The sequence below is a fragment of the Streptomyces sp. NPDC056580 genome (assembly GCF_042793175.1).
Taxonomy (GTDB): Bacteria; Actinomycetota; Actinomycetes; order Streptomycetales; family Streptomycetaceae; genus Streptomyces.
In genome coordinates this window covers 49,238-68,748 of sequence record NZ_JBHTVE010000004.1, presented here as the reverse complement: position 1 = coordinate 68,748, position 19,511 = coordinate 49,238, and the positions used below count along the sequence as shown (strand labels likewise).

Annotated in this window: 12 protein-coding genes and 1 pseudogene; 6 read left to right on the top strand and 7 right to left on the bottom strand. The window is 69.0% G+C overall.

Annotated features, from left to right (window positions below; genetic code table 11):
* The first annotated feature begins 138 nt into the window (after positions 1 to 138).
* From ACFQ9Z_RS09255 to ACFQ9Z_RS09245, 3 genes are all read left to right on the top strand, one after another.
* Positions 139 to 507, top strand: a complete 369-nt coding sequence (locus ACFQ9Z_RS09255; RefSeq protein WP_383013289.1) for a hypothetical protein — start codon at positions 139 to 141, stop codon at positions 505 to 507.
* A 177-nt stretch (positions 508 to 684) separates the two neighbouring features.
* A complete protein-coding gene (locus ACFQ9Z_RS09250; protein ID WP_383013286.1) occupies positions 685 to 2,700 on the top strand; it encodes a serine/threonine-protein kinase in 2,016 nt (671 codons plus the stop codon).
* A 110-nt stretch (positions 2,701 to 2,810) separates the two neighbouring features.
* Positions 2,811 to 3,527 (top strand): hypothetical protein, encoded by a 717-nt coding sequence (locus ACFQ9Z_RS09245; RefSeq protein WP_383013283.1) that lies wholly within the window; start codon positions 2,811 to 2,813, stop codon positions 3,525 to 3,527.
* A gap of 25 nt (positions 3,528 to 3,552) precedes the next feature.
* Here ACFQ9Z_RS09245 and ACFQ9Z_RS09240 read toward each other — a convergent pair whose 3' ends face one another.
* Positions 3,553 to 5,457: a hypothetical protein gene (locus ACFQ9Z_RS09240; RefSeq protein ID WP_383013280.1), complete on the bottom strand. Its 1,905-nt coding sequence runs from the start codon at positions 5,455 to 5,457 to the stop codon at positions 3,553 to 3,555.
* Between the two features lie 447 nt (positions 5,458 to 5,904).
* On the opposite strand from ACFQ9Z_RS09240, the gene ACFQ9Z_RS09235 reads away from it, so the two are divergent.
* A complete protein-coding gene (locus ACFQ9Z_RS09235) occupies positions 5,905 to 6,708 on the top strand; it encodes a hypothetical protein (protein ID WP_383013277.1) in 804 nt (267 codons plus the stop codon).
* Between the two features lie 51 nt (positions 6,709 to 6,759).
* On the opposite strand, the pseudogene ACFQ9Z_RS09230 reads toward ACFQ9Z_RS09235, so the two are convergent.
* Both ACFQ9Z_RS09230 and ACFQ9Z_RS09225 read right to left on the bottom strand, forming a co-directional pair.
* Positions 6,760 to 7,174 (bottom strand): annotated as a pseudogene (locus ACFQ9Z_RS09230) (IS5/IS1182 family transposase); the annotation flags it as partial.
* Between the two features lie 234 nt (positions 7,175 to 7,408).
* Positions 7,409 to 7,936, bottom strand: a complete 528-nt coding sequence (locus tag ACFQ9Z_RS09225) for an ATP-binding protein (RefSeq protein ID WP_383013274.1) — start codon at positions 7,934 to 7,936, stop codon at positions 7,409 to 7,411.
* A gap of 254 nt (positions 7,937 to 8,190) precedes the next feature.
* On the opposite strand from ACFQ9Z_RS09225, the gene ACFQ9Z_RS09220 reads away from it, so the two are divergent.
* Together ACFQ9Z_RS09220 and ACFQ9Z_RS09215 are read left to right on the top strand one after the other, a co-directional pair.
* Positions 8,191 to 9,012, top strand: a complete 822-nt coding sequence (locus tag ACFQ9Z_RS09220; RefSeq protein ID WP_383013271.1) for a helix-turn-helix transcriptional regulator — start codon at positions 8,191 to 8,193, stop codon at positions 9,010 to 9,012.
* Positions 9,009 to 9,215: a DUF397 domain-containing protein gene (locus ACFQ9Z_RS09215; RefSeq protein ID WP_383013268.1), complete on the top strand. Its 207-nt coding sequence runs from the start codon at positions 9,009 to 9,011 to the stop codon at positions 9,213 to 9,215. The genes ACFQ9Z_RS09220 and ACFQ9Z_RS09215 overlap by 4 nt, the downstream gene beginning before the upstream one ends.
* Positions 9,216 to 9,298: 83 nt before the next feature.
* Here the strand turns inward: ACFQ9Z_RS09215 and ACFQ9Z_RS09210 are convergent, their stop codons facing one another.
* From ACFQ9Z_RS09210 to ACFQ9Z_RS09195, 4 genes are all read right to left on the bottom strand, one after another.
* Complete coding sequence (locus ACFQ9Z_RS09210) at positions 9,299 to 13,627, bottom strand: Eco57I restriction-modification methylase domain-containing protein (RefSeq protein ID WP_383013265.1); 4,329 nt, start codon at positions 13,625 to 13,627, stop codon at positions 9,299 to 9,301.
* Positions 13,624 to 16,866, bottom strand: coding sequence for a DISARM system SNF2-like helicase DrmD (drmD, locus tag ACFQ9Z_RS09205; protein ID WP_383013262.1), 3,243 nt, complete (start codon positions 16,864 to 16,866; stop codon positions 13,624 to 13,626). Before drmD ends, ACFQ9Z_RS09210 begins: the two co-directional genes overlap by 4 nt.
* 145 nt (positions 16,867 to 17,011) lie before the next feature.
* Positions 17,012 to 18,277, bottom strand: a complete 1,266-nt coding sequence (locus ACFQ9Z_RS09200) for a protein kinase (RefSeq protein WP_383013259.1) — start codon at positions 18,275 to 18,277, stop codon at positions 17,012 to 17,014.
* A gap of 184 nt (positions 18,278 to 18,461) precedes the next feature.
* Positions 18,462 to 19,403 carry a serine/threonine-protein kinase gene (locus tag ACFQ9Z_RS09195; RefSeq protein WP_383013256.1) on the bottom strand — a complete coding sequence of 314 codons (942 nt, stop codon included), beginning with the start codon at positions 19,401 to 19,403 and terminating at the stop codon, positions 18,462 to 18,464.
* Positions 19,404 to 19,511 lie beyond the last annotated feature (108 nt).

The following is a 19,511-nucleotide window of genomic DNA, read 5'->3' as shown; positions in this document are numbered from 1 at the left end:
CCAAAGGCCATCAGTATGGTCTGTCGTGCGCTGAGTTCACAACGATTCGCCACCTGAATCGACGCTCAGGCTGTCCATCGGCGCGCGGGAGGCATAGGCTCGCCCAGCAGCACATGGCCCACGGGGAGGGGACCGCCCATGCGGAAGGGCAGCCACGCATACGAACAGGCGCTGGACGCTCTCATCGGGATTCTGCGGGACGGAGCACGTAAGGGGGCGGAGCCCCTGCAGTACGGCCAGTTGAGCGATGAACTCCAGCGGCTCGACCATCCGGTGCCGGCCCACGAGGGGCCGATGCCTCACCTGCTGGAAGACGCCTCCGCTCGCGGCAATCCAGACGGTTCGTTGCCCATGCTGTCGGCGCTGGTGGTGCGGCAGGAGACGCGCATGCCGTCCGGCGGCTTCTTCAAACTGGCCCGCCGTGCTCCGTATCGACGCACCGGCGACGACGTGGAGCTCTGGGTCAACGAGCTGAGGGCCCTCGCGGCGCATCACAGCCGTCGTTGACCCCTCACCCCGTCAGCACACAGAAGCATTACAGCCCTGCCTGCCCACCGTGGCCGACCTGCCGCGCCGGTGAATCCGCCCCTGCTGTGCTCGCCGCGTCTTTGGACCTCCGATTTCTCTGATTTCCCATCAGTCCGCTGACCCGCTGGGGCAGACCAACAGTTCAAGGAAGTGTGCGTGAGCGAGAACGGCTCCGGTGGAAGAGTCCAGCCCGCCCGCCCCGGCGATCCCACCCGCATAGGCCCGTACCGCATCGTCGGCCGTCTCGGCGCCGGAGGCATGGGCACCGTCCACGCCGGAGTCACCTCCGACGGAATGCGGGTGGCGGTCAAGGTGGTCCACCCCGAGCATGCCCAGGATCCCGAGTTTCGGGCCCGGTTCAGGCGCGAGGTGGAACTGTCCTCCCGGGTCACCGGGCCGCACCTCGTCCCGCTGCTCGCCGCCGATCCGGACGCGCAGACGCCGTGGCTGGCCACCGCCTACGTGCCGGGACCGACGCTGAACCAGCATGTGAGCGCGCGCGGGCCCCTCGACGAGGGAAGCCTGTACGCCTTCGCCGCCGCCACGGCGCAGGCGCTGGCCGCCATTCACGCCGTGGGAGTGGTGCACCGCGACGTGAAGCCGCAGAACGTCCTCCTCACCCCTTCCGGGCCCCGTGTGCTGGACTTCGGCATCGCCCACGCCGCCGACGGCACCAGCGTCACCCGGACCGGGGTGATGACCGGTACCCCCGGCTGGATCAGCCCCGAGCAGTACCGTCAGGGCACCGCGGGCCCGGCGGGCGACGTGTTCGCCTGGGGAGCACTCGTGGCCTACGCGGCCACCGGGCGGCTGCCGTTCGGAGCGGGTGCACCCGACGTGGTGGCCTTCCGCGTGATGTCGGGTGAGGCGGATCTGGACGGCGTCCCCACCGCCCTGCGCGAGATCGTGGAGAAGGCGCTGTCCCGGGAACCCGGTGACCGCCCGGCGGCCGCCGAAGCCGCACACGAGTGCGCGGTCCGGTTGGCCTCCGAGGCGACCCAGGTGGGGGGCGCCGGCTCGGGACCGGCGACGGCCGTGGACATGGTCGCGGCCGTATGGGACGTGCCGGCCGGGGACGATCCGTCATGGCACCTGACCGCGGACCGGAAGCGGTCGAGGAAGCGGCTGGTCGGCGGCCTGGTCCTCGCGGCGGGTGTCATCGGTGGCCTGGCCGGAGGGGTGGCGGCGCTGCTGCCCGGGAACACGGAGACCGACACGCACGCGTCGTCGGCGGCGGCCTCCGCATCGTCGTCCTCGTCGGCCGGATCGGCGCAACCGTCCGCGAAGACGGTGAAGAGCGGCGCGGCGGCGAAGCAGCGGGCCGCGAGCGGCGACGAGGCGACCGCGGAGAGCTGGCGCCAGGCGCGAGCGGCTCAGGGCGCGGGCGAGCACGACGTGGCGCGCGCGGTCCTGCACGACGAGGGTGTCGTCGCCCAGGAGCTGAGTGACGGCGCCGACTTCTCCCCGGAGGCCGTGCGTTTCCACGAGTCGCGCCGAGAGGTCTACCTCTCGTACACGCTCAGCTCCGACGAGCAGGGCGCGATGTACGCGGAGACGGAGATCGCCAGGAACATGTGCCTGACGGCGCGGGATGTCGTACTGCGTCTGCACCCGGACCTTCGGTACCGCCGGTACGTGATGGTGAAGGAGGAACCGGGCCAGGACCCCGAGGTCACCTGGCAGGACGACTTCGTCACCAACTCCAAGTGCCAGGTGGCGGCCGACGACGGCGGCGGGCAGGACGCGTACGGCAACGCGCAGGACTGGGCACCGGACGAGGACGGCCTCGGGCAGGCGATGATCCCCAGCACCGACGGCGACGAGATCCGGGTCGCGGACCACCTCGCGCGAACGATCATCCAGCGGAGCAACTCCATGCGCCAGGTCCTCGGGACCGACCGCGTGCTCGGCAACGCGGAGATCAAGGTGGGCTTCAACCCGGGCAACTCCGTGATGTACGTCTGGTCCGACTACGCACCGTGGACCGAGGGCAAGGCCGAGTCATGGGCGGCCATGGCCGCCGGCGAGGCGTGCCGGGCTCTCGTGACCCAACGGGAGAGCGCGGGTGACACGTGGCCGTACACGCGCTACGCCGTGGCGCAGATCGGCGGAAACCACTACTTGATGATGCGTTGGGGCAACGCCACCACACGGGCCGCCTGCCCGGCCTGAGCGATACGCCGGAGTTGACCCTCGACCTCGCAGTAGATGCCGTTTTTGGCTGCCCGTGTGGGACTGAGGCATAGGATTCACCCGGCAATCAGGTGACTGAGGAGCAGTACATGCGGAAGAGCGCTGCGGACTGCCACCAGGCGTCGGCCGACGCGGAATCCATACCGCCAGGGTTCTCCGTGCCCGGCCGTGACGGGGTGCTCAGCCAGGCGATCCCTTTCGACCGGGCTCGTTGGCTGACTCATCTGCCCAGCTCCGACTGGTGGCCGCCGGAACTCGACGCCTGCCCTGCGGTGGCCGATCGACGGAGGGTCGACCGCAACACGGTGTTCGCTGTCGCCCGCCGCTCGGACACCGTCGAAGGCCGTCGGCACCTGCTGACCGCCGCCCTCGTCTGGGGCACGGGAACCAAGGCCCGGTCGGTCGCGCGTCGCGCTCACATCTTCGCGGCGGCCTCCGCCGAGGACATCGACGCACGCCTGGAAGCCGCCCTGGGCACACTCCGCGAAGAGGGCCCCGTCGCGGCGTACTACGCCTTCAACAACGACCAGCGGATCAAACATCTGGGCCCGGCATTCTTTACGAAGGTGCTCTACTTCGCCGGTCACGAGCGGAGCGCGGCGGCATGGCGTCCGCTGATACTGGACCGCTTCGTCGCACTGGCTCTGCGGGCCGAGGACACCGGCGAGAAGTGGCGCGCGAGCGGATGGACAACACCCTGCTACGGCCGGTATCTGTCCTTCGCCCACGAGCGAGCCCAGCGAGCAGGCGTCCTTCCGGACCAGATCGAGGCCGCGTTGTTCGCCCGCGGCAAGCAACTGGCATAGCGTCCTCAGGGTGCCTGCGAGGCGATCACCGGGACTTGTCCTTCACTGACAGCAGCTCCACCATGATTCCGTTCAGTTCGGCCTGCAGCTCGGCTGCGCTCTTCCTGAGCGCCTGTGCCTCCTGCGGCGAGCGGTAGACAAGAATCACCGCGCCAGGAGCGGTGAGGGCCAGCCACGCGCGGGCGACGCGCATCGTCCGGCGTGTCTGTTTGCTCGCCTTGAACGCCTTACCGAGAACGGACATCCTGTTCTCGATGCGGACGACCGAGTCACGGACCTGCCGTCTTTCCTCGGCAGTTGGGACCTGGGCCTTCATCCGGTTCTGCTTGGTCTTTTGCTGTTGGACGCGTCTGATTGACGCGCCCACCTCCCTCCACTGCTGCGCGGTCAGCGTGCGCACCGGACTGGTGACAGGCGGTCGGCTCGACACGGGGCGGGGCGGCTTCGCGTACAGCGCGATGGCCCGTTCCCTCTCCTGATTCGCCCAGGCGCGCAGGGCCGGTGAATCGGCCGACAGGCCCTCGGCACCCCGTACTCCGAGCTTCTCCAGAACAGCGGGCAGGCAGGACAAGAGGCCGTCATCGTCGCGAAGCAGCACCGACAGTACTGCCTTGGTGTCCCAGAGAGGGCTGTCGACCTCGACCAGGAAGTCGATGCGCTCGGAAGCGGACATGCTGGTGAGTGGCTCACCGAGTTGCGCGGCGAGGGCGGACCAGCGCTGTGTGCGGCCTCTCGGTGCGGCAGCCCTCAGGAGTTCGCGGACACGGACGATGGCCTGGTCTCGGGTGAGCGTCACCCCCTTCTTCGCCCGACGCTGCTGGTCCGCCGCCGGGGGCTGTGCCCTCGTGGCCGCGACGGACGGCTGCTGAACCGTCCGCCGCGCCCGAGGGGCCGTGACCGGCTTCGCCTCAGGGGCTTCGGGGAGGACCCGGGCCAGGCCCGTGCGGGCCGCCTGGTGTGCGTCGAGACGCACGAAGTGGTCCAGGTGGACAGCCCATCCGCCGGCGCCTTCACGAACCAGTAGACGTGCGCGGTCGACTGCCCGGTAGACGTACTGCGCCGGAGGCAGTGCGCTGTCGGCCGGCAGGGACAGCACCGCTCGTACGATGGGACTGCCGAGAGGCTTGACGTCCGCCATGACCAGGCGGCGCCCCTCGGCGGCGAACTGCGAGTCGCTGGGGACGGGAGATTCCGGGTCCAGGGCGAAGACCATGGAGACATCCACGGGAAACGCGAACGGCTCCGGACGCCGGGCCGGCCCGCATATGGCCTCCGCGGGCGGTGTCAGCAGGCCGGCCTCCCCGATCCGGCACTCCTCCAGGGGGCTCCAGCGGACGGATCGTTCGTCGTAGGTCCGCGTGCCGATGAACACGCGACGCTCACCGCCCACGGTCTCCAGGCGGAAGCGCAGGCTGTAGCCGTTGCGGGCGAGGAGTTCCTCAGTGAGTGGGCCGTCGGTACCGAAGAGCCAGTCGACCCCGTCGGCATCGCCGCTGAGGGCGAGGTTCGCCGTGCGCCAGCTCCGGTAGTCGAGGCGCGCTAGCTGGAAACGGAGCCTGCGGCGGGCAGCGGGCAGGTGCAGGTCCACCGCGCCGCCGGGTCCCGAACCCAGGTCATGGGTCCGCACATCGCCCCGCTGCCCCTGCTTGCTCAGCAGGTCGCGCAGGCCCCGCTTGATGAACAGGTGGTCGGCGCTGGACTCGCCGGTGGCAGCACGGCCGCAGGTGGGGCCACCGGCCACATGGGCGAAGTGACATACCTTGTCGTGGTAGAGCCGGTCCATCAACTTGCCGCCGCAGCCGCCGAGTTCATAGCCACACCAGTAGGTGTAGCGGGGGTGGCGCCTGCGCCAGGCTTCCAGCTCCGCGGCTTCCATGGGGAGGATCACCGGATGGTCGGAGCTGCTGCTGCCGATCACGGCTGTCTGCACGAGACGGTGGTCGAGCACGGGACCTCGCAGGAAGCGCCCGGGCAGTGTGGGACCGGCCGGGCTCTGATGACACGAACGTCGCCAGTATCTGGTGCTTGCACTCAGTTCACAATAGACTCTCACTATGACGAGCCAACGTTGACGCCGTCTTTCGCCCCCGCGATCGCGGGTGTGCCGGTGGCGGGGCCGAGTGTCCGGTCCCACCACCGGCTCGGGTCACGACCCGCCCAACGAGCACACGCGGGAGGTCGAGTGCGGCAGAACAAGCGGCCGACCGGCACTCCCCGGCAAGGAGCCCTGCCCGTTGCGGTCGGCCCGTCACCCACATAGGGCCTGAACTGAGCCGACGCAGCTTGATGACTGGAAGGCAGAGCGGAGCGTCAACTGCGCGGCCAAGAATACCGAAACGGGGAGATGGCAGCCCTCTGGAGACTGTAGGTTCTTGCTGTGACCACGAGTAAAGAGAGCGAAAACCCCGAGTCCCGCTTCTCCGTAGTGCTGGTGAGTGCGGCGAAGCTGCCGGGCGTGCGCATCAATAGGGAGGCCTACCTCCGTAAGGCGCTGGCTCGCTATTGCTCCGAAGACGACATCCTCAGGGCAATCGAAGAGACCCCCGCAGCGGCGGGGATCCCTCTTGAGGTTCTGGACAAAGCGGCCAACGACTCAATCGGCTACGAGACCACCAAGGCCAGCGCTCTCTCGGCTGCTGCCGGGATACCCGGCTTCATGGCCCTCCCCGCCACCGTGCCCGCCGATGTGGCCCAGTACTTCGGCCACATGCTGCGTATCGCGCAGAAGCTCGCCTACCTCTACAGCTGGCCCGACCTGTTCTCCGGTGACAGCGACGACCTCGACGACGCGACCAAGGGAGTGTTCACGCTCTTCCTCGGCGTGATGTTCGGCACCCAGTCGGCGAACGCCGCCGTGGGAAAGGTCGCGGGGGCGATGTCGAAGCAGGTGGCCAAGAAGCTGCCCCAGAAGGCGCTCACCCAGGGCGTCGTCTACCCGATAGTGAAAAAGGTCGCCGGCTACCTCGGCGTTCAGATGACGAAGCAGACCTTCGCGAAGACCGTCTCCAAGGCCATCCCCGTCGTCGGTGCCGTTCTTTCCGGCGGGCTCACTCTCGCGACCTACCTTCCCATGGCCAAGAGGCTGAAGAAGCACCTGTCCAGCCTGGAGTTGACGAAGCCGACGCACCGGGTTGTGCAGGCGGAATTCGTGGAAGTCGACGATTCCCTCGCCGAAGAGTGAGCCTTTCCAGTGCTGTCTCTCCAGGCTGAGGCCGGCTTTGGCACCGGACGTCAGCGTCTTGCCGGTGGGGACGGTGATGACCTGCACTGTCCCTCCGTGCCGGCGGTGCTGGGCGGAGTCGCCGGCGCGGCTGTCCGCGACGCGGTCGCATACGGCGAGGGTGCCGTCCAGGAGCGCGGAGTCCGGGTCGCTTTCGCGCAGGGGTCTTCAGCAAGGCCGGGGCGCGGTCGGCGAGTAGGCCGACGACGCGGTGACGCAGGTGGGGCGCCGACAGAGACTCCGAAGTCGGTCGCGATAGGGGCGAGGGTGCCTGACGGCGCATGTACAAGGGCGACCGGCGCACGTGGTGCGGCGGAAACGTGCAGCGCCGGCCAGCCTTGCCGGTGACGACGAGCATGGTGACCCACTCGCACAGAGGGTGCGGCAGATCGAGTGCTGCGGGGTGAGGGCTCAACGACGCTCCCATGCTATTGGGTTGAGGGCGAACACCTCCCTCGACGGCACGGGAGGGTCGTGCGTTGCGGCTGGCCGCACGCCCCGCCGCGGTCACCGATCGTCGGCCGAACCGAGAAGACTCAGAGGCTCCTCACGTGCGGGGCTGAGTCACGGCGCATGGACACCGGCGCGCCGTGATCCCGTCGTGCGCGGCCTTCGACCGAGATATCCCAGCACTCTGGGACATGTGGCAGACCTGCTCCCCCTACGTCTGTGATGCCCGAGCGCCGGCTGGCCTCGCTCGGTCGAGTCCTTCCGCTGGGGTCTGGGGTGGGAACGGCGGTTGGAGCGTCACCGTGGCCCAGACGGTCTTTGTGTACGCGTCCCGGTGTTCCCAGCCCCAGCGCTCTGCGCAGGCCTCCACGAGCAGCAGTCCGCGTCCCGAGGGGGCATCGGGTGACGTTGGCTCGCTGTTCTTGCGGCTGGGGCGGCGTTCCGGGCGGGTGTCGGTCACCTCGATGCGGAAGGCCTGGGGCAGGTGCAGCAGGGTCAGGCGGAAGTCGCGGCCGGGGAGGCTGCCGTGTCGGACCGCGTTGGAGGCGAGTTCGGCCGTCACGAGGGCGACGGTTTGCGCGGGGTCGGAGTCGTACGGTAGGCCGGTCCGCTCGGTGAACTGCTGGACGGCAAGTTGGCGGGCCAGGCGGGCGCCGCGTCTGGTGCCGCTGAAGCGCAGGGTCAGGTGGCGGGTGGGGGCGTCGGACCGTGTCTCGTCGGTGATGCGGTGCTGTGTCACGTGGGCAGCCTGGAGGGGCGAGCGGGCCGGTGACCAGGGGTTACGGCCGTACGTCGAGGGCGTCGTACGGAGGGGGCGGGGCGGGGAGGCGGTAGTTGTACGGGGCTTGTACGACCGTTGTACGGGCACCGGGCCGTGTCCCAGTTTCTTCGGCCCGCGTTGGGCATGGCCCCGGTGGTGTGGGCGGGGTCTGCTTCGGGACGGAAGGGCGTGGGCGTGTGACGACGGTACGGGATACGCGGAACAGGCGGGCGGTGAAGGCGAAGGAGGACGGGCCCGACCTGCCGGGCGTGTGGGCGGCGTATGGGGTATTGCTGCAACACCTCCGCAAGCGCGCCGGGTTGAACCAGCAGCAGCTCGGGGACGCGATCGGATACTCGCTGGAGCAAGTGGCCTCGGTCGAACAGGGACGACGGCCGGCGAAGGCGGCGTTCACGGTGGCGGCTGACCGGGTGCTGGAGGCGCGTGGGGTTCTGGAGGTACTCCAGGACGAGGTGGACCGGGCGAAGCTGCCGCGGTTCTTCCGCAACTTCGCGGTGATCGAGGCGGAGGTGGTGAGCCGGTTCGAATATGAGCCGCTGCTGATCCCGGGGTTGTTGCAGACAGAGGCGTACGCGCGGGCCGTGTTCGCCGGGCATTGCCCACCGCTGAATGAGGAGATCGTCGACCAACACACGGACGGGCGGTTGAGTCGGCAGAAGCTTCTGGCACGGGTGCCGCTGGCTGAGCTGTCGTTCATCATCAGCGAGGAGGCGTTGCGAAACCCCGTGGACGACAGGGAGGTCATGCGCGGACAGTGGCAGCGCCTGCTGGACGTCGGCCGGTTGCGCAACGTCGAGGTTCAAGTCATGCCTGCACGTCCAGGCTTCCACGTCGGACTGAATGGACCGTTCGTGATGCTGGAAACGCGGGACCATCGGCGCCTCGGGTACATCGAGTCTCAAGAGGCCAGCTGCCTCGTCAGCGACTCCGCAGAGGTCAGCGCCTTGGGCATGCGGTATGGCAAGCTGCGAACGCAGGCCCTGAACGGCGTAGAGTCTGCGCGGCTCATCGAACGGTTGGTTGGAGAGACATGAGCATGGAGCAGGTAGCCGAGGACGTAGACGAACTGCGGTGGTTCAAGAGCAGCTACAGCGGCTCGGGGGGCGGCAACTGCGTAGAGGCTGCCACCGGTGTGGACGCCGTATACGTAAGGGACTCGAAGCTCGCAGGCGGCAGTCCTGTGCTGCGAGTCGGCCGGACCGAGTGGGCGACGTTCGTGGCGCTCGCGGTGGAGTAGGACCGAGTAGGGTTTGAGCGGAATAACGGGCTCGCTCGCGGCCCTTGGGGTGTCGCGAGCGAGCCCGTTGTCATGCCGCCGGCTCAGAAGAGGGCGCCCTCGGCGCCCTCACCGAAATCCGAACCACCTCGCTCGCCCCGTTCCTCCTTGCCCTTCCGGATGGCCTCCGGGGACGGCGGGGGTAGATCGGGGTGCTTCTCCCGCGCCTTCTTCTCTGTCACGCCCTTGTGCAGACCGAGGTGAACCTCATCGGCGTACGCCTGGTGGTTCAACTGGCGCAGTCGGTCGATGATCTCGGTTCGAGCGAGTAGACCGATGGTGTAGCGCGTGCCCTGGTCGCTCTCATGGAAGTCATGGTCGAGCGGGTACGTCTTGTACGTCGGATCGACGGGCGGAGTCTGGCCGGAGCTGTCCAGCAGGTCGTGCCAGCCGTATGCTTCGACGGTTGCCTTGTCGATCTCCTCGTGGATACAGCGGAGTTCGATGATGTCCTCGTCCTGGCAGTCAGGGTCGTGAACCAGGTTGTAGGTGTCCGTAAGTCCCATGTCGCGAGCGAGCATGAGGTCACGGCGATATGCGTCGAGGCGGCTGCCAGCAGTACGGAGGCGAGTCGTGGGCGCAGGGCGGACGAGAGTCTCGAACACATCGGTCGGCGTGTAACGGATTCGCGTTTCGAGGGTGGAAGCTCGGTCGATCGTCCACCAGTAGTGGGGGGAGCTGCTCAGGATGGCGAGAAAGGCGGGGTCGTCCGTGGCAAACACACCGATGACGTTTCCGAAAACTTGCCTCGCACGCGCCAAGACCGGCATCACCACCTTGCTGACGAGAGTGATCACAACACATTCGTCCAGACCGCCGATGGCATGCGCCAGATCTCCTCGCGGTCGCCAGTACTGCCACCATCTGTCCATCAGGCCGGCATAAGATTTCGGATCCTTCTTCTCAAACTCAGGCTTGACCTGCGAAAGAACGCGATTGAAGGCCCTCGGGTACTCCCGAGCTCGCGACTCCGGCCAATCCTGGAAGTTGATCGCCCATCGACTGGCCTTCTGCACAGGGGATCCATTCAAGTCCTTGCCGTTGAGATACGACAAGAGGACATCAGCGTATCGTTGATCTTCCGCGATCCATTCGGCGGCTTCAGTCTCCGGGAGGGAAAAATTGTCACTGAGGAGAATTGCCCCCTGAAAGCAGATCCCCTTGTTCACTCCAAGCGGCTTCACCCACGACGCCACCCTGGTCCTAGGGTTCAGTCCGGTCGAAATTCCATGTGGAACCGGGAGGCCTCCAAGCACATAGACCGCGTTTTCTTCTACGCGCGCCTTACTGGTCCAGACCGCACAATACTCCAGAACCGCAGAGCTCGACGGCCATGGTTCACTCTTCACTGCCCGGCGAATACTCACACCTCGTCCGACAAGCTGATCCAGGCCCACTTCACGCGTATCCCCCTGAGCGAGGGTATTAGTGGCGACCAGACCACTTTGCCCCCGCCCGTTGAGCAGTTCGTGTGCGCGCAGCTCGAAGTAGGCCGCGAGGTCAGCACTTCCTCTTCTGCCGGAGGCCAGATAGTCGACTTGATATTCCCGATATGCGTCGCCAAGCGCTCCGGTGAGCTTCTTCCCACCAAGGAACGGAGGATTCCCCACGATCGCATCGAAACCACCCCTCAGCGAGAACACCTCCGGAAACACCAACGGCCAATGCACTGCCCGCCTCTGCAGCGCCCCCTCCGGCAGCTCAGCCCCCAGCCACTCTTCCGCCCTGGCCCGAGCCTCCCGCACCACCTCGGAGTCGTCCTCGACCCCGTCCTCCATGATCCGCTGGACGATCCACGCCGCCTGCGGAAACAGGTCCCGGACCCGCTCGCCACCCTCCTCCGCGTACCAAGGCACCCGCCCCGAAGCGCAAGTGGCAATCGCCGCCCCCGCAATAAGGTCACCCACCAGCCGCAGTCGCCGCGAGTGCCGGTCGACCTCCTCCAGACGCTCCCGCTTCCTCTGCAGCGCCGGCAGGTCCACACCCTTGATCGCCGTAATGGCCAGCCGCTCCCGGGTCAGCTGGTCCACCAACTGCCGGGCCTGCTCGGCCAGGATGTCGGTCTGCTCCACCGGCTTCATGTGGACGCCCTGGATCTGCTCCATGCTGTGCACGCCCAGCAGCGAGTCGCCGCACACCAGGCGGTCGTCCAGGAACGTGAACGGCCGCTCCGGGTCCATCGACACCAGCCACAGCGACAGCTTGGCCATCTCCACCGCCATAGGGTTGATGTCCACCCCGTACAAGCAGTGCTCGATGATCTGGCGGCGGGCCTCGACGACCACCGGGTCCTGTTCCGCGTCGGCGGCGGTCACGGCCTCCACGGCGCGACCCGCCCGGTAGACCATCGCGTCCGCGCGGCCCTCGTTCTCCCAGGCCTCTATCAGGCGGTCGCCCAGGTAACGGCAGGCCGCCACCAGGAACGCCGCCGAACCCATCGCTATGTCGGCAACCTTCAGGTCGAGGATCTGGTCCGCCGACTTCAGGCGCCACTCCGCCGTGTCCGCCGTCTGGAGCGGGCCAGGCTCGTACACCAGGGGCTCCAGCGCGTGCAGCACGACCTCCTCCGCGAGGAAGCGGGGCGTGTAGTGCGTGCCCGTGTTCTTCCTCAGGGACGACTCGGTGACGTACAGCGCGCCGTTCGGGATGACCGTCGGCAGGCCCCGCAGGTCGTCGCGGAGGATGCCGGCGAACGGCAGCAGGCGCTCCGTCAGCGCCGGGTCCTTGGTCACGGCGTTCAGGCGGCGTCGCGTCTCCGCCGCGGCCTCGGCCCCCACCGGCGCCAGCTTCTTCTCCAGTTGCCCCGCCGTCGCGGGCGGCTTCGGGTCCTTCCACTTCTCGTGGATCGCCTTCGCCAGCGTCTTCAGGGAGCCACCGGACTTCGCCGCCAGGGACTCCAGCTCCCGCAGCGGCACCTCGTGTTCCAGGCCCTCCGGGCCGATCAGCCCCACCATGTGCTCGGTCGCGCGGCGGCCGTCGTAGGACAGCAGACCCTCGTAGACGTAACCGATCTGCTCGACGTCCAGCGCGCGGAAGCTGAGCGTGCGGACCTCGCGGTCCTTGCCCTTGCCGACGCGGACCTCCTGCACCGCCTGAAGCATGTGCAGGACCGTGCGGTCGTCTATCGGGAGGAGCGGGGTGGTGCGCTCCAGCCAGGGGTAGGCGTCGGAGTCGAAGATCGAGCCGTCGTAGGCGGGGAGGCGGAGGCCGGAGCCGGGGTGGTCCACTCCCCCGTGTACGGCGTGGAAGAGGGCTATCAGGCGGTGCCAGGCCGACCTGGTGTGCTCCAGCGACGCCTCGCCCTCTTCATCAGCGCGCGCCTTCAGCTCGTCGCGCAGGAAGCGGGCGGAGTACGACCGGGCGTAGACCTCGTTGTCCGCCGGGAGCAGGCCGCGTTCCTCGGCGAAGAGCAGGAACACTATGCGCATCATCACGGCAACCGAGGCGCGGTACACCTCACCGGCGCTCACGCCCGACGCGTGCAAGCCAGGGGCACCGTCCTCCATCGCCCGTACGTCCGCGCGGCCGATCGCGTCCACCAGCAGCTCTACCGCCTGGCGGACCTGGATGCCCAGCGCCTCGGTGACGTCCTCGCCTGCCGCGAGGCTCTCCTTGAGCAGGCCCACGAGCGTCTCGGGCTCGTGGTACTCGAAGAAGCGGCGGCGGCGCAGCAGCGAGACGAAGGCGCGGACGACGTTGCGTTCCGCCGCCTCGTTCCAGCCGATCGCGTCGAAGACGGCCGTGGTCGTGACGCCGCCGAGCGGGGCCCAGACCAGGCACCACCAGCGGCCGTCCGTCACCAGGCCCAGTGGCACGCCGTGGTGGCGCAACAACCGGGCCAGGCGGTCGGCCGGTGCCGCAGCCCAGTCGCCGCCTCCGCCGGCCCGCGCGGTGGGCGCGGTGCCCGCCGGGACCGTCATACCGAGCAGCCGTACCCGCTTCGCGGCGGCCTCGGTGCTGGGCTCGGTCGCCAGGTCGGTGCCCGGGTCGACGAGGGCGAAGTCGGGGCGGACCTCGGTGTTGTGCTCGGCGACGCGCAGGGTGAGGCGGTCCAGGCCGTGGTGCTCCGACTCCCCCACGCGGAGCGTCAGCGCGTCGTTCCAGCCGAGCAGGCGGCTCAGGATGTACGCCACCCACTCGTCGCGGCCCGCCGTCGTGTCCGTCTGCCAGTCCGCGTGACGGGCGCGCAGCCTGGCCCGCTCGTCCTTCTCCAGGGCGTCGAGCTGGGGCCAGGCGCGCAGCAGGACGGGCATGGTGAGGAAGGGGCCGGAGACCTCGGTGAGATCCAGCCACTCCTGGTGCTGGCGGCGGCCGTCGGCGGCCTGGGCCTTGGCTGCGGCTATACCGGAGTTCGCGGGGCGGCGGGGGCTCATCGGCGGGCCTCCTTTGCGGGGACGACGAAGACGACGGCGGCGGGGAAGAGGTGGGAGCGGGGCTCGCGGTAGCGGGCGGCGATGGCGGCGAGTTCGCGCTCGCGCTCGGCGGGGAGGCCTTCGAGGCGTTCGCGCCAGCGGCGGCGGTCGTCCTCGAACTGGCGGCGCTCGTGGCCGGTCAGCTCGTGGGTGGAGAGCAGGGCGAGCTGTTCGCCGTCGCCGTCGCCCTCCTCCCTGAGCTTGGCGCGCAGGGTGGCCTCGAAGCGGTCGAGGGTGGCGGTGATGCGGCGCTCCTCCTCGGCCCGGCGGTCGGCGAGCCGGCTCTCCAGCTGGCGGCCGAGTTCGGTCGCGCGGGCCTCCAGGGAGCGGTAGAGCGGGTCGCGCAGCACCGGCCAGGCTTCGGTGAGTTCCTTGCGCAGGTGCGGGGCGGCCTCGGCGCCCTCGGTGAGTGCTTGGGAGAGGACCCGGCCCTGCTCGTTCACCGACTCCCAGCGGCGGAAGCGTCCGGTGTCGCCGAACCAGCCGCCCGCGTACAGGACTTCTTCGTGCAGGCGGGTGCCGTCGGTGCCGACGAGGACGTAGCGGGCGTAGGCGGAGACCAGGGTGGTGGTCACCGCCGGGTCGTCGGTCACGACGGCGGTGACGCGGCTGAGGCCGACCGAGTCGGCATTCCAGACGGCGGCGGTGAGCAGGCGGGTGGAGAGGGCGACCAGGGGGTGCTTGAGGTGGGCGAGGACCACGTCGTCGGCGGCCTGCGCGGCCACCACCGGGGAGAACGTGAGCGGGCGCTGCTCGCCCTCGCGGAGTTTGTGGGCGAGGCCGCGGGTCGCGCGCTCCCAGCTGCCGGAGAGGGGCTGGACCTCGAAGAGGTCGCCGGGCTCGAACTGCTCGGCCCGGAAGGTGGAGGGCAGGAGAGGGGGCTGGTGGTCGAGTGCGAGGGCCGTGTCGACGACGCGCTTGACGTTGGCCGGGGTCAGGCCCAGGGCGGAGATGGTGCCCTCGTACTGGTCGGCGAGCCGCTTGGTCTGGGCGGTGACGTTCTGCTCGGGTGCGACCTCGCCGCCGGTGCGGCGGCCCTTGATCGGCTTCGGCCTGGCGTTCTCGATGTCGACGGGGGCGGTGTCGCCGGTCATGCGGCGCTGTACGGCGTCGGCGAGGACGGCGTTGACGGAGCCGAGGTCCTGCTCCATGCGCGCGACCTTCTTGGCGACGCGGGAGAGGAATTCCAGGTCGGCCTCGTAGGAGCCGGCCTGGGCCTGCTGCCATCCGGAGCCGATGAAGTGAGTGATCTCCGGGTCGTTCTTCTGGCCCCAGCGGTCGATGCGGCCGATGCGCTGTTCGAGCTTGTTGGGGTTGAAGGGTATGTCGTAGTTGATCAGGCGGTGGCAGTGGTTCTGCAGGTCGATGCCCTCGCCGGCGGCGTCGGTGGCGAGGAGGATGCGGACCTTGCCCTCGGACTGGGAGGGGTCGGCCTGGAAACCGAGGCGGATGCGCTCGCGTTCCTCGGCGGACAGGCCGCCGTGGAGGCGCTCGACGCGGCCGCCGTCGGTCAGTTCCTCCTGCTGGAGGAGGTCGTGGAGCCATTCCTGGGTGTCGCGGTACTCGGTGAAGACGACGACCCGCTCGTTCGTCCAGTGCTTGCCGTTGGACGTCCGGCATATCGCCTTGAGCACGCGTATGAAGGCCTCCGCCTTGGAGTCGGGCGCGGCCTCGTGGGTGAGGGCCCAGCGCTCCATCTCCTGCAGCAGGTCCAGTTCCCGGCCGTCCTCGGCGGGCGTGAGCGAGGTGGAGCGGGTCAGCGCGTCGTCCTCGGCGTCGACGAGGCCTGTGTCGTCCAGGTCGGCGACGAGGTCGGCGAACTCCTCCAGCCACTCGGGGACTTCGGCGGCGGCCGCGCGTCCCTTCGTGGGGCCGGTGTCCTCCAGGTGGGAGAGGTAGACCTGGACCGTGTGCAGAAAGGCGGCCGGGGAGGAGAACAGGCGCTTCTTCAGCAGCAAGGTCACCAGGTCGGCTGCGCGGCGGCCACCCCGCGCCTTCGGGGTGAGCTTCCTGCGGCGCTGCTCGGCGAACTCCCCCAGCAGGCCGTGGATCTCGCGCTCCTGCGGCGTGTAGTCGACGGGGAGTTCGCGGGTCCGGCGGGTGCGGAAGCGGGGCGTGCCGTCGGCGTTGGTGACCGTGAGCTTCAGACGCCGTACGACGGTGTCCTTGAGGGCTTCCTTGTCGGGGTCGACGCCGCGGGCGAAGCGCTGATCGTCGATGAGTTCGAGCAGGGCGGTGTAGGACTCGGGGTAGCCGTTGTGCGGGGTGGCGGAGAGGAACAGCCGGTGCTCGAAGTGCGGGACGAGGCGCCGGATCAGCTTGGTCTGCTGGGAGTCGACGGCGTACACCTGCTTGGGTGCGGCGGGCGCGACGTGGTGTGCTTCGTCGAGGACGAGCAGGTCGAAGAACCGCTTGTGCTCGCCGTCGTCGCTCTCTTCGGGTGCGCCGATGACCTCGTCGAGGAGGCGCTGGGCCTTCTGGCCGCGCAGCCAGGGCAGGGAGACGATGGTGAGGGGGTGGACGCGGAAGGGGTTCGCGGCCGTGCCGTGGGTGCGGCGCAGGCGGGCGCAGTGCTCGGAGTCGACGATGGTGAACTCCAGGCCGAACTTCTCGGCCATCTCGTCGCGCCACTTGAGGGTCAGGCCGGCCGGGCAGACCACCATGGCGCGGCGGGCCCGGCCGCGCAGCAGGAGTTCCTGCACGACGAGACCGGCCTCGATGGTCTTGCCGAGGCCGACGTCGTCGGCGAGGAGGAGGTTGACGCGGGGTGCGCCGACCGCGCGGGACACCGGCTCCAGCTGGTACGGCTCCACGGCCACGCCGGAACGGAACGGCGCCTGGAGGGTCCTCGCGTCGGCGGAGGCGACTGCGGACCAGCGGACGGCGTCGAGGAACGCGGCAAGACGGTTCGGGGAGTCGTAGGAGTCGGTGGAGGCGTCGGGGAGTGAACCCGCGGGCAGTACCCGGCGGCCGGGCTCCACCTCCCAGATGACGGAGAGGGTGTCACCGAAGCGGCCGTCGGCGACGGATTGGAGGTGGACGAGCGTCGCACCCCGGCGCTCGTCGCCGGCGGGCGCCGGAGAGGGTTCGACGCGGGCGACCACCCATGACTGGCCGCGGACCTCTACGAGGTTGCCTTCCTCGGGGAGGGCCCCGGCACCCGCTCGCTCCATCGCCGCACGCTGAACCGCTGACGTCATGAACGCCGTTCCCCTCAGTGTCACTTGGCCGTCCGTAGACCGTGAACGCTCTCCCCACCGGAACGGCGCGACGGAGCGTAACATTTTCCGTGCAGTGTGAACAGAGATTACAAAGTGCTTCTCTTGTGGTTGGGGCGCCACTGCCTCAGTGCATCCGCCGCAGCCGCTCCAGCAGGGCCCGGCTGCGTCCGTGCCCGGGGGAGGGAGCGGCAAGAATCGCGTCCTCCTCGTCGGCCAGGCGGCGCAGCAGTTCCTCGGCCGCACGTCTCTCTCCGGCGCGGATCAGCAGTACGCCGATCTCGTAGCGGGTGTCCATCACCGCCGGGTGGCCCGATCCGAGCAGGCTGCGCTGTTCGGCAAGGACCGATTTCAGCTCGTCCAGGGCCTCCCGCGTGCGACCGAGCGCGCCCACGCACAGGGCGGCCCCGGCCCGCGCGGTGAGCATGCCCGCGCGGTCGAGGTCGGAAGCGGCCAGCAACTCCTGGTACTCCCCGAGGGCCTGGGCCGGACGGCCGGCCCGGCGACGGGCGTCGATCTCAGCCAGCCGGGGATCAGGGGGCGGCGCGGTCTCACTGGCGGAAATCGACCGAGGCGCCCAGGCGGTAAGCAGGGTCGCCACCTCCTCGGCGGAGGCGGGCCTGTCCTCGGGCTTCTTCTCCAGCAGCCGATCGACCAGCGTCCGCAGGCCGTCCGGTACATCGGGACGCCGGTCGGCGAGCGGTGGGGCCGGCTCGGTGGCGTGCCGGTGGTACAGCAGGAAGGGGCTGCCGTCCGTGAAGGGCGGGGCGCCGGTGAGCAGTTCGTACAGGACGCAGCCGAGCGAGTAGAGGTCGCTGGCGGGCACGGTTCGACCCACGGCCTGTTCGGGTGCCATGTAGACCACCGTGCCGGGGGTGGCGTTCGAGGCGGTGAAGCGCGTCTCACCAGGTTGCGGTTCCAGGGCTGCGGCGACCCCGAAGTCCAGCACCTTGATCTCCCCGTCGGGGGTGACCATCAGGTTCGAGGGTTTCAGGTCGCGGTGCACGACACCCTGACCATGAGCGTAGGAAAGTACTTCTGCCGTGCGGCGGGCGACATCCGCCACCTGTTCGATGCCGAGCCGGCCGTCGTTCTTGAGGACGGCGTCCAGGGCCCGGCCGGGAACGAGATCCATGACCAGGTACAGCTCGCCGTCACGGTTACCGTGGTCGTGGACGGCGGGAACACCCGGGTGACGCAGGCGGCTGGTAAGGCGGATCTCGCGCAGGAAACGCCGTTCCAGCGTGCCGGGTTCGGTACCGCGTCCGCTGGTCGCGAGGAGTTTGAGGGCCACGTCACGGTGACGTTCGCGGTCGTGTGCTGCCCAGACGACGCCCATGCCGCCCCGGCCCAGTTCGTGCTTGAGCTCGTACCGCCCAAGGCTTCGCCGCATCGCGCCCCGTCCCCATTCCCGGCGTTCCCCGCGCGCCCGCCACCTCCTGGCGGCCGGGAACTTCACGGCTCCCCGGCCGACGCGATCATTGTGTCATCGGTCACCGCACATCCAGGCCTTGGATACCCAGAAAGATGATCCCTGCAACCACGTTTCCGGGCCGCTGGGGCGGGACCTGCAGGGGTCACAGGAGAATCGGCCCCTGCGGTACCAGGAACGGCCTGCGGGGGTCCTCGGGCACAGCGCGCCTGAGGGCCAACTCGGGACGCGGCTCGGGCAGATGGGGAGCGAGCGCTGCGTAGACCTCGGCCGCGGAGGAGGGCCGGTCGTCCGGCCGCTTGGCGAGGAGGGCCGTGATGAGCCGTTGCAGATCGCCGGGAATGTCCACGCCCGCGTCGGCGACGAGCGGGGCGGGGGTGGCGAGGTGGTGGGAAGCGAGGAGCGCCGGCTGGTGGGTCGGGTACGGAGTCTCGCCTGTGAGCATGTGGTGCAGCAGGCAACCCACGGCGTACAGGTCACTGCGCCCGTCCAGCGGATCGCGGCCCGCCAGCAGCTCGGGTGAGGCGCAGAAGAGATTTCCAACTCCCTCACCGGTCGCCGTCAGATGCGGATCCGTTTCGCTGAGCAATTTGACCAGGCCGAAGTCGAGGATCTTCACGATGCCGTCCCGCCGGATCATGATGTTCTGCGTCTTCAGATCCCGGTGGACGAGATCGGCCGCATGGACCGCCGAGAGTCCCGCGCACAGCTGGGCGGCGACGGCAGCCGCCGAGGAGACGTCGAACCGCCCGCCCTCCTGCTGGTCGAAGAGGTACTCGAGGGTGGTGCCCTCGATCAGCTCCATCACCAGACAGCAGATGTCATCCTCGAGCGAGGCGTCGAACACGGTGGCGACGTTGGTGTGCTCCAGGCGCGCGGCCACCCTCGTCTCTCTGCGGAACCGTGCCAGGGCCGCGTCGCGGCTGCCCTCCACGGCCAGAAGATCCGTGGCGACGGTCTTGACGGCGACCGGCCGGTCGAGTGGGAGGTCCCGGCCTTGCCACACCTGCCCCATCACACCCCGGCCCAGGACCGACTCCAACCTATAGCGGTCACAGAGCACCACTCCAGGCGCCAGACCCGGCATATTCCTTGACCTCCACATTCCCCACACATAAAGGTGGAACGCGAACTCTGTGAACAAAGTCAATGAGCGTAGTAGCCTCTCAACATCACGGTTGTTGGGAACCGACCA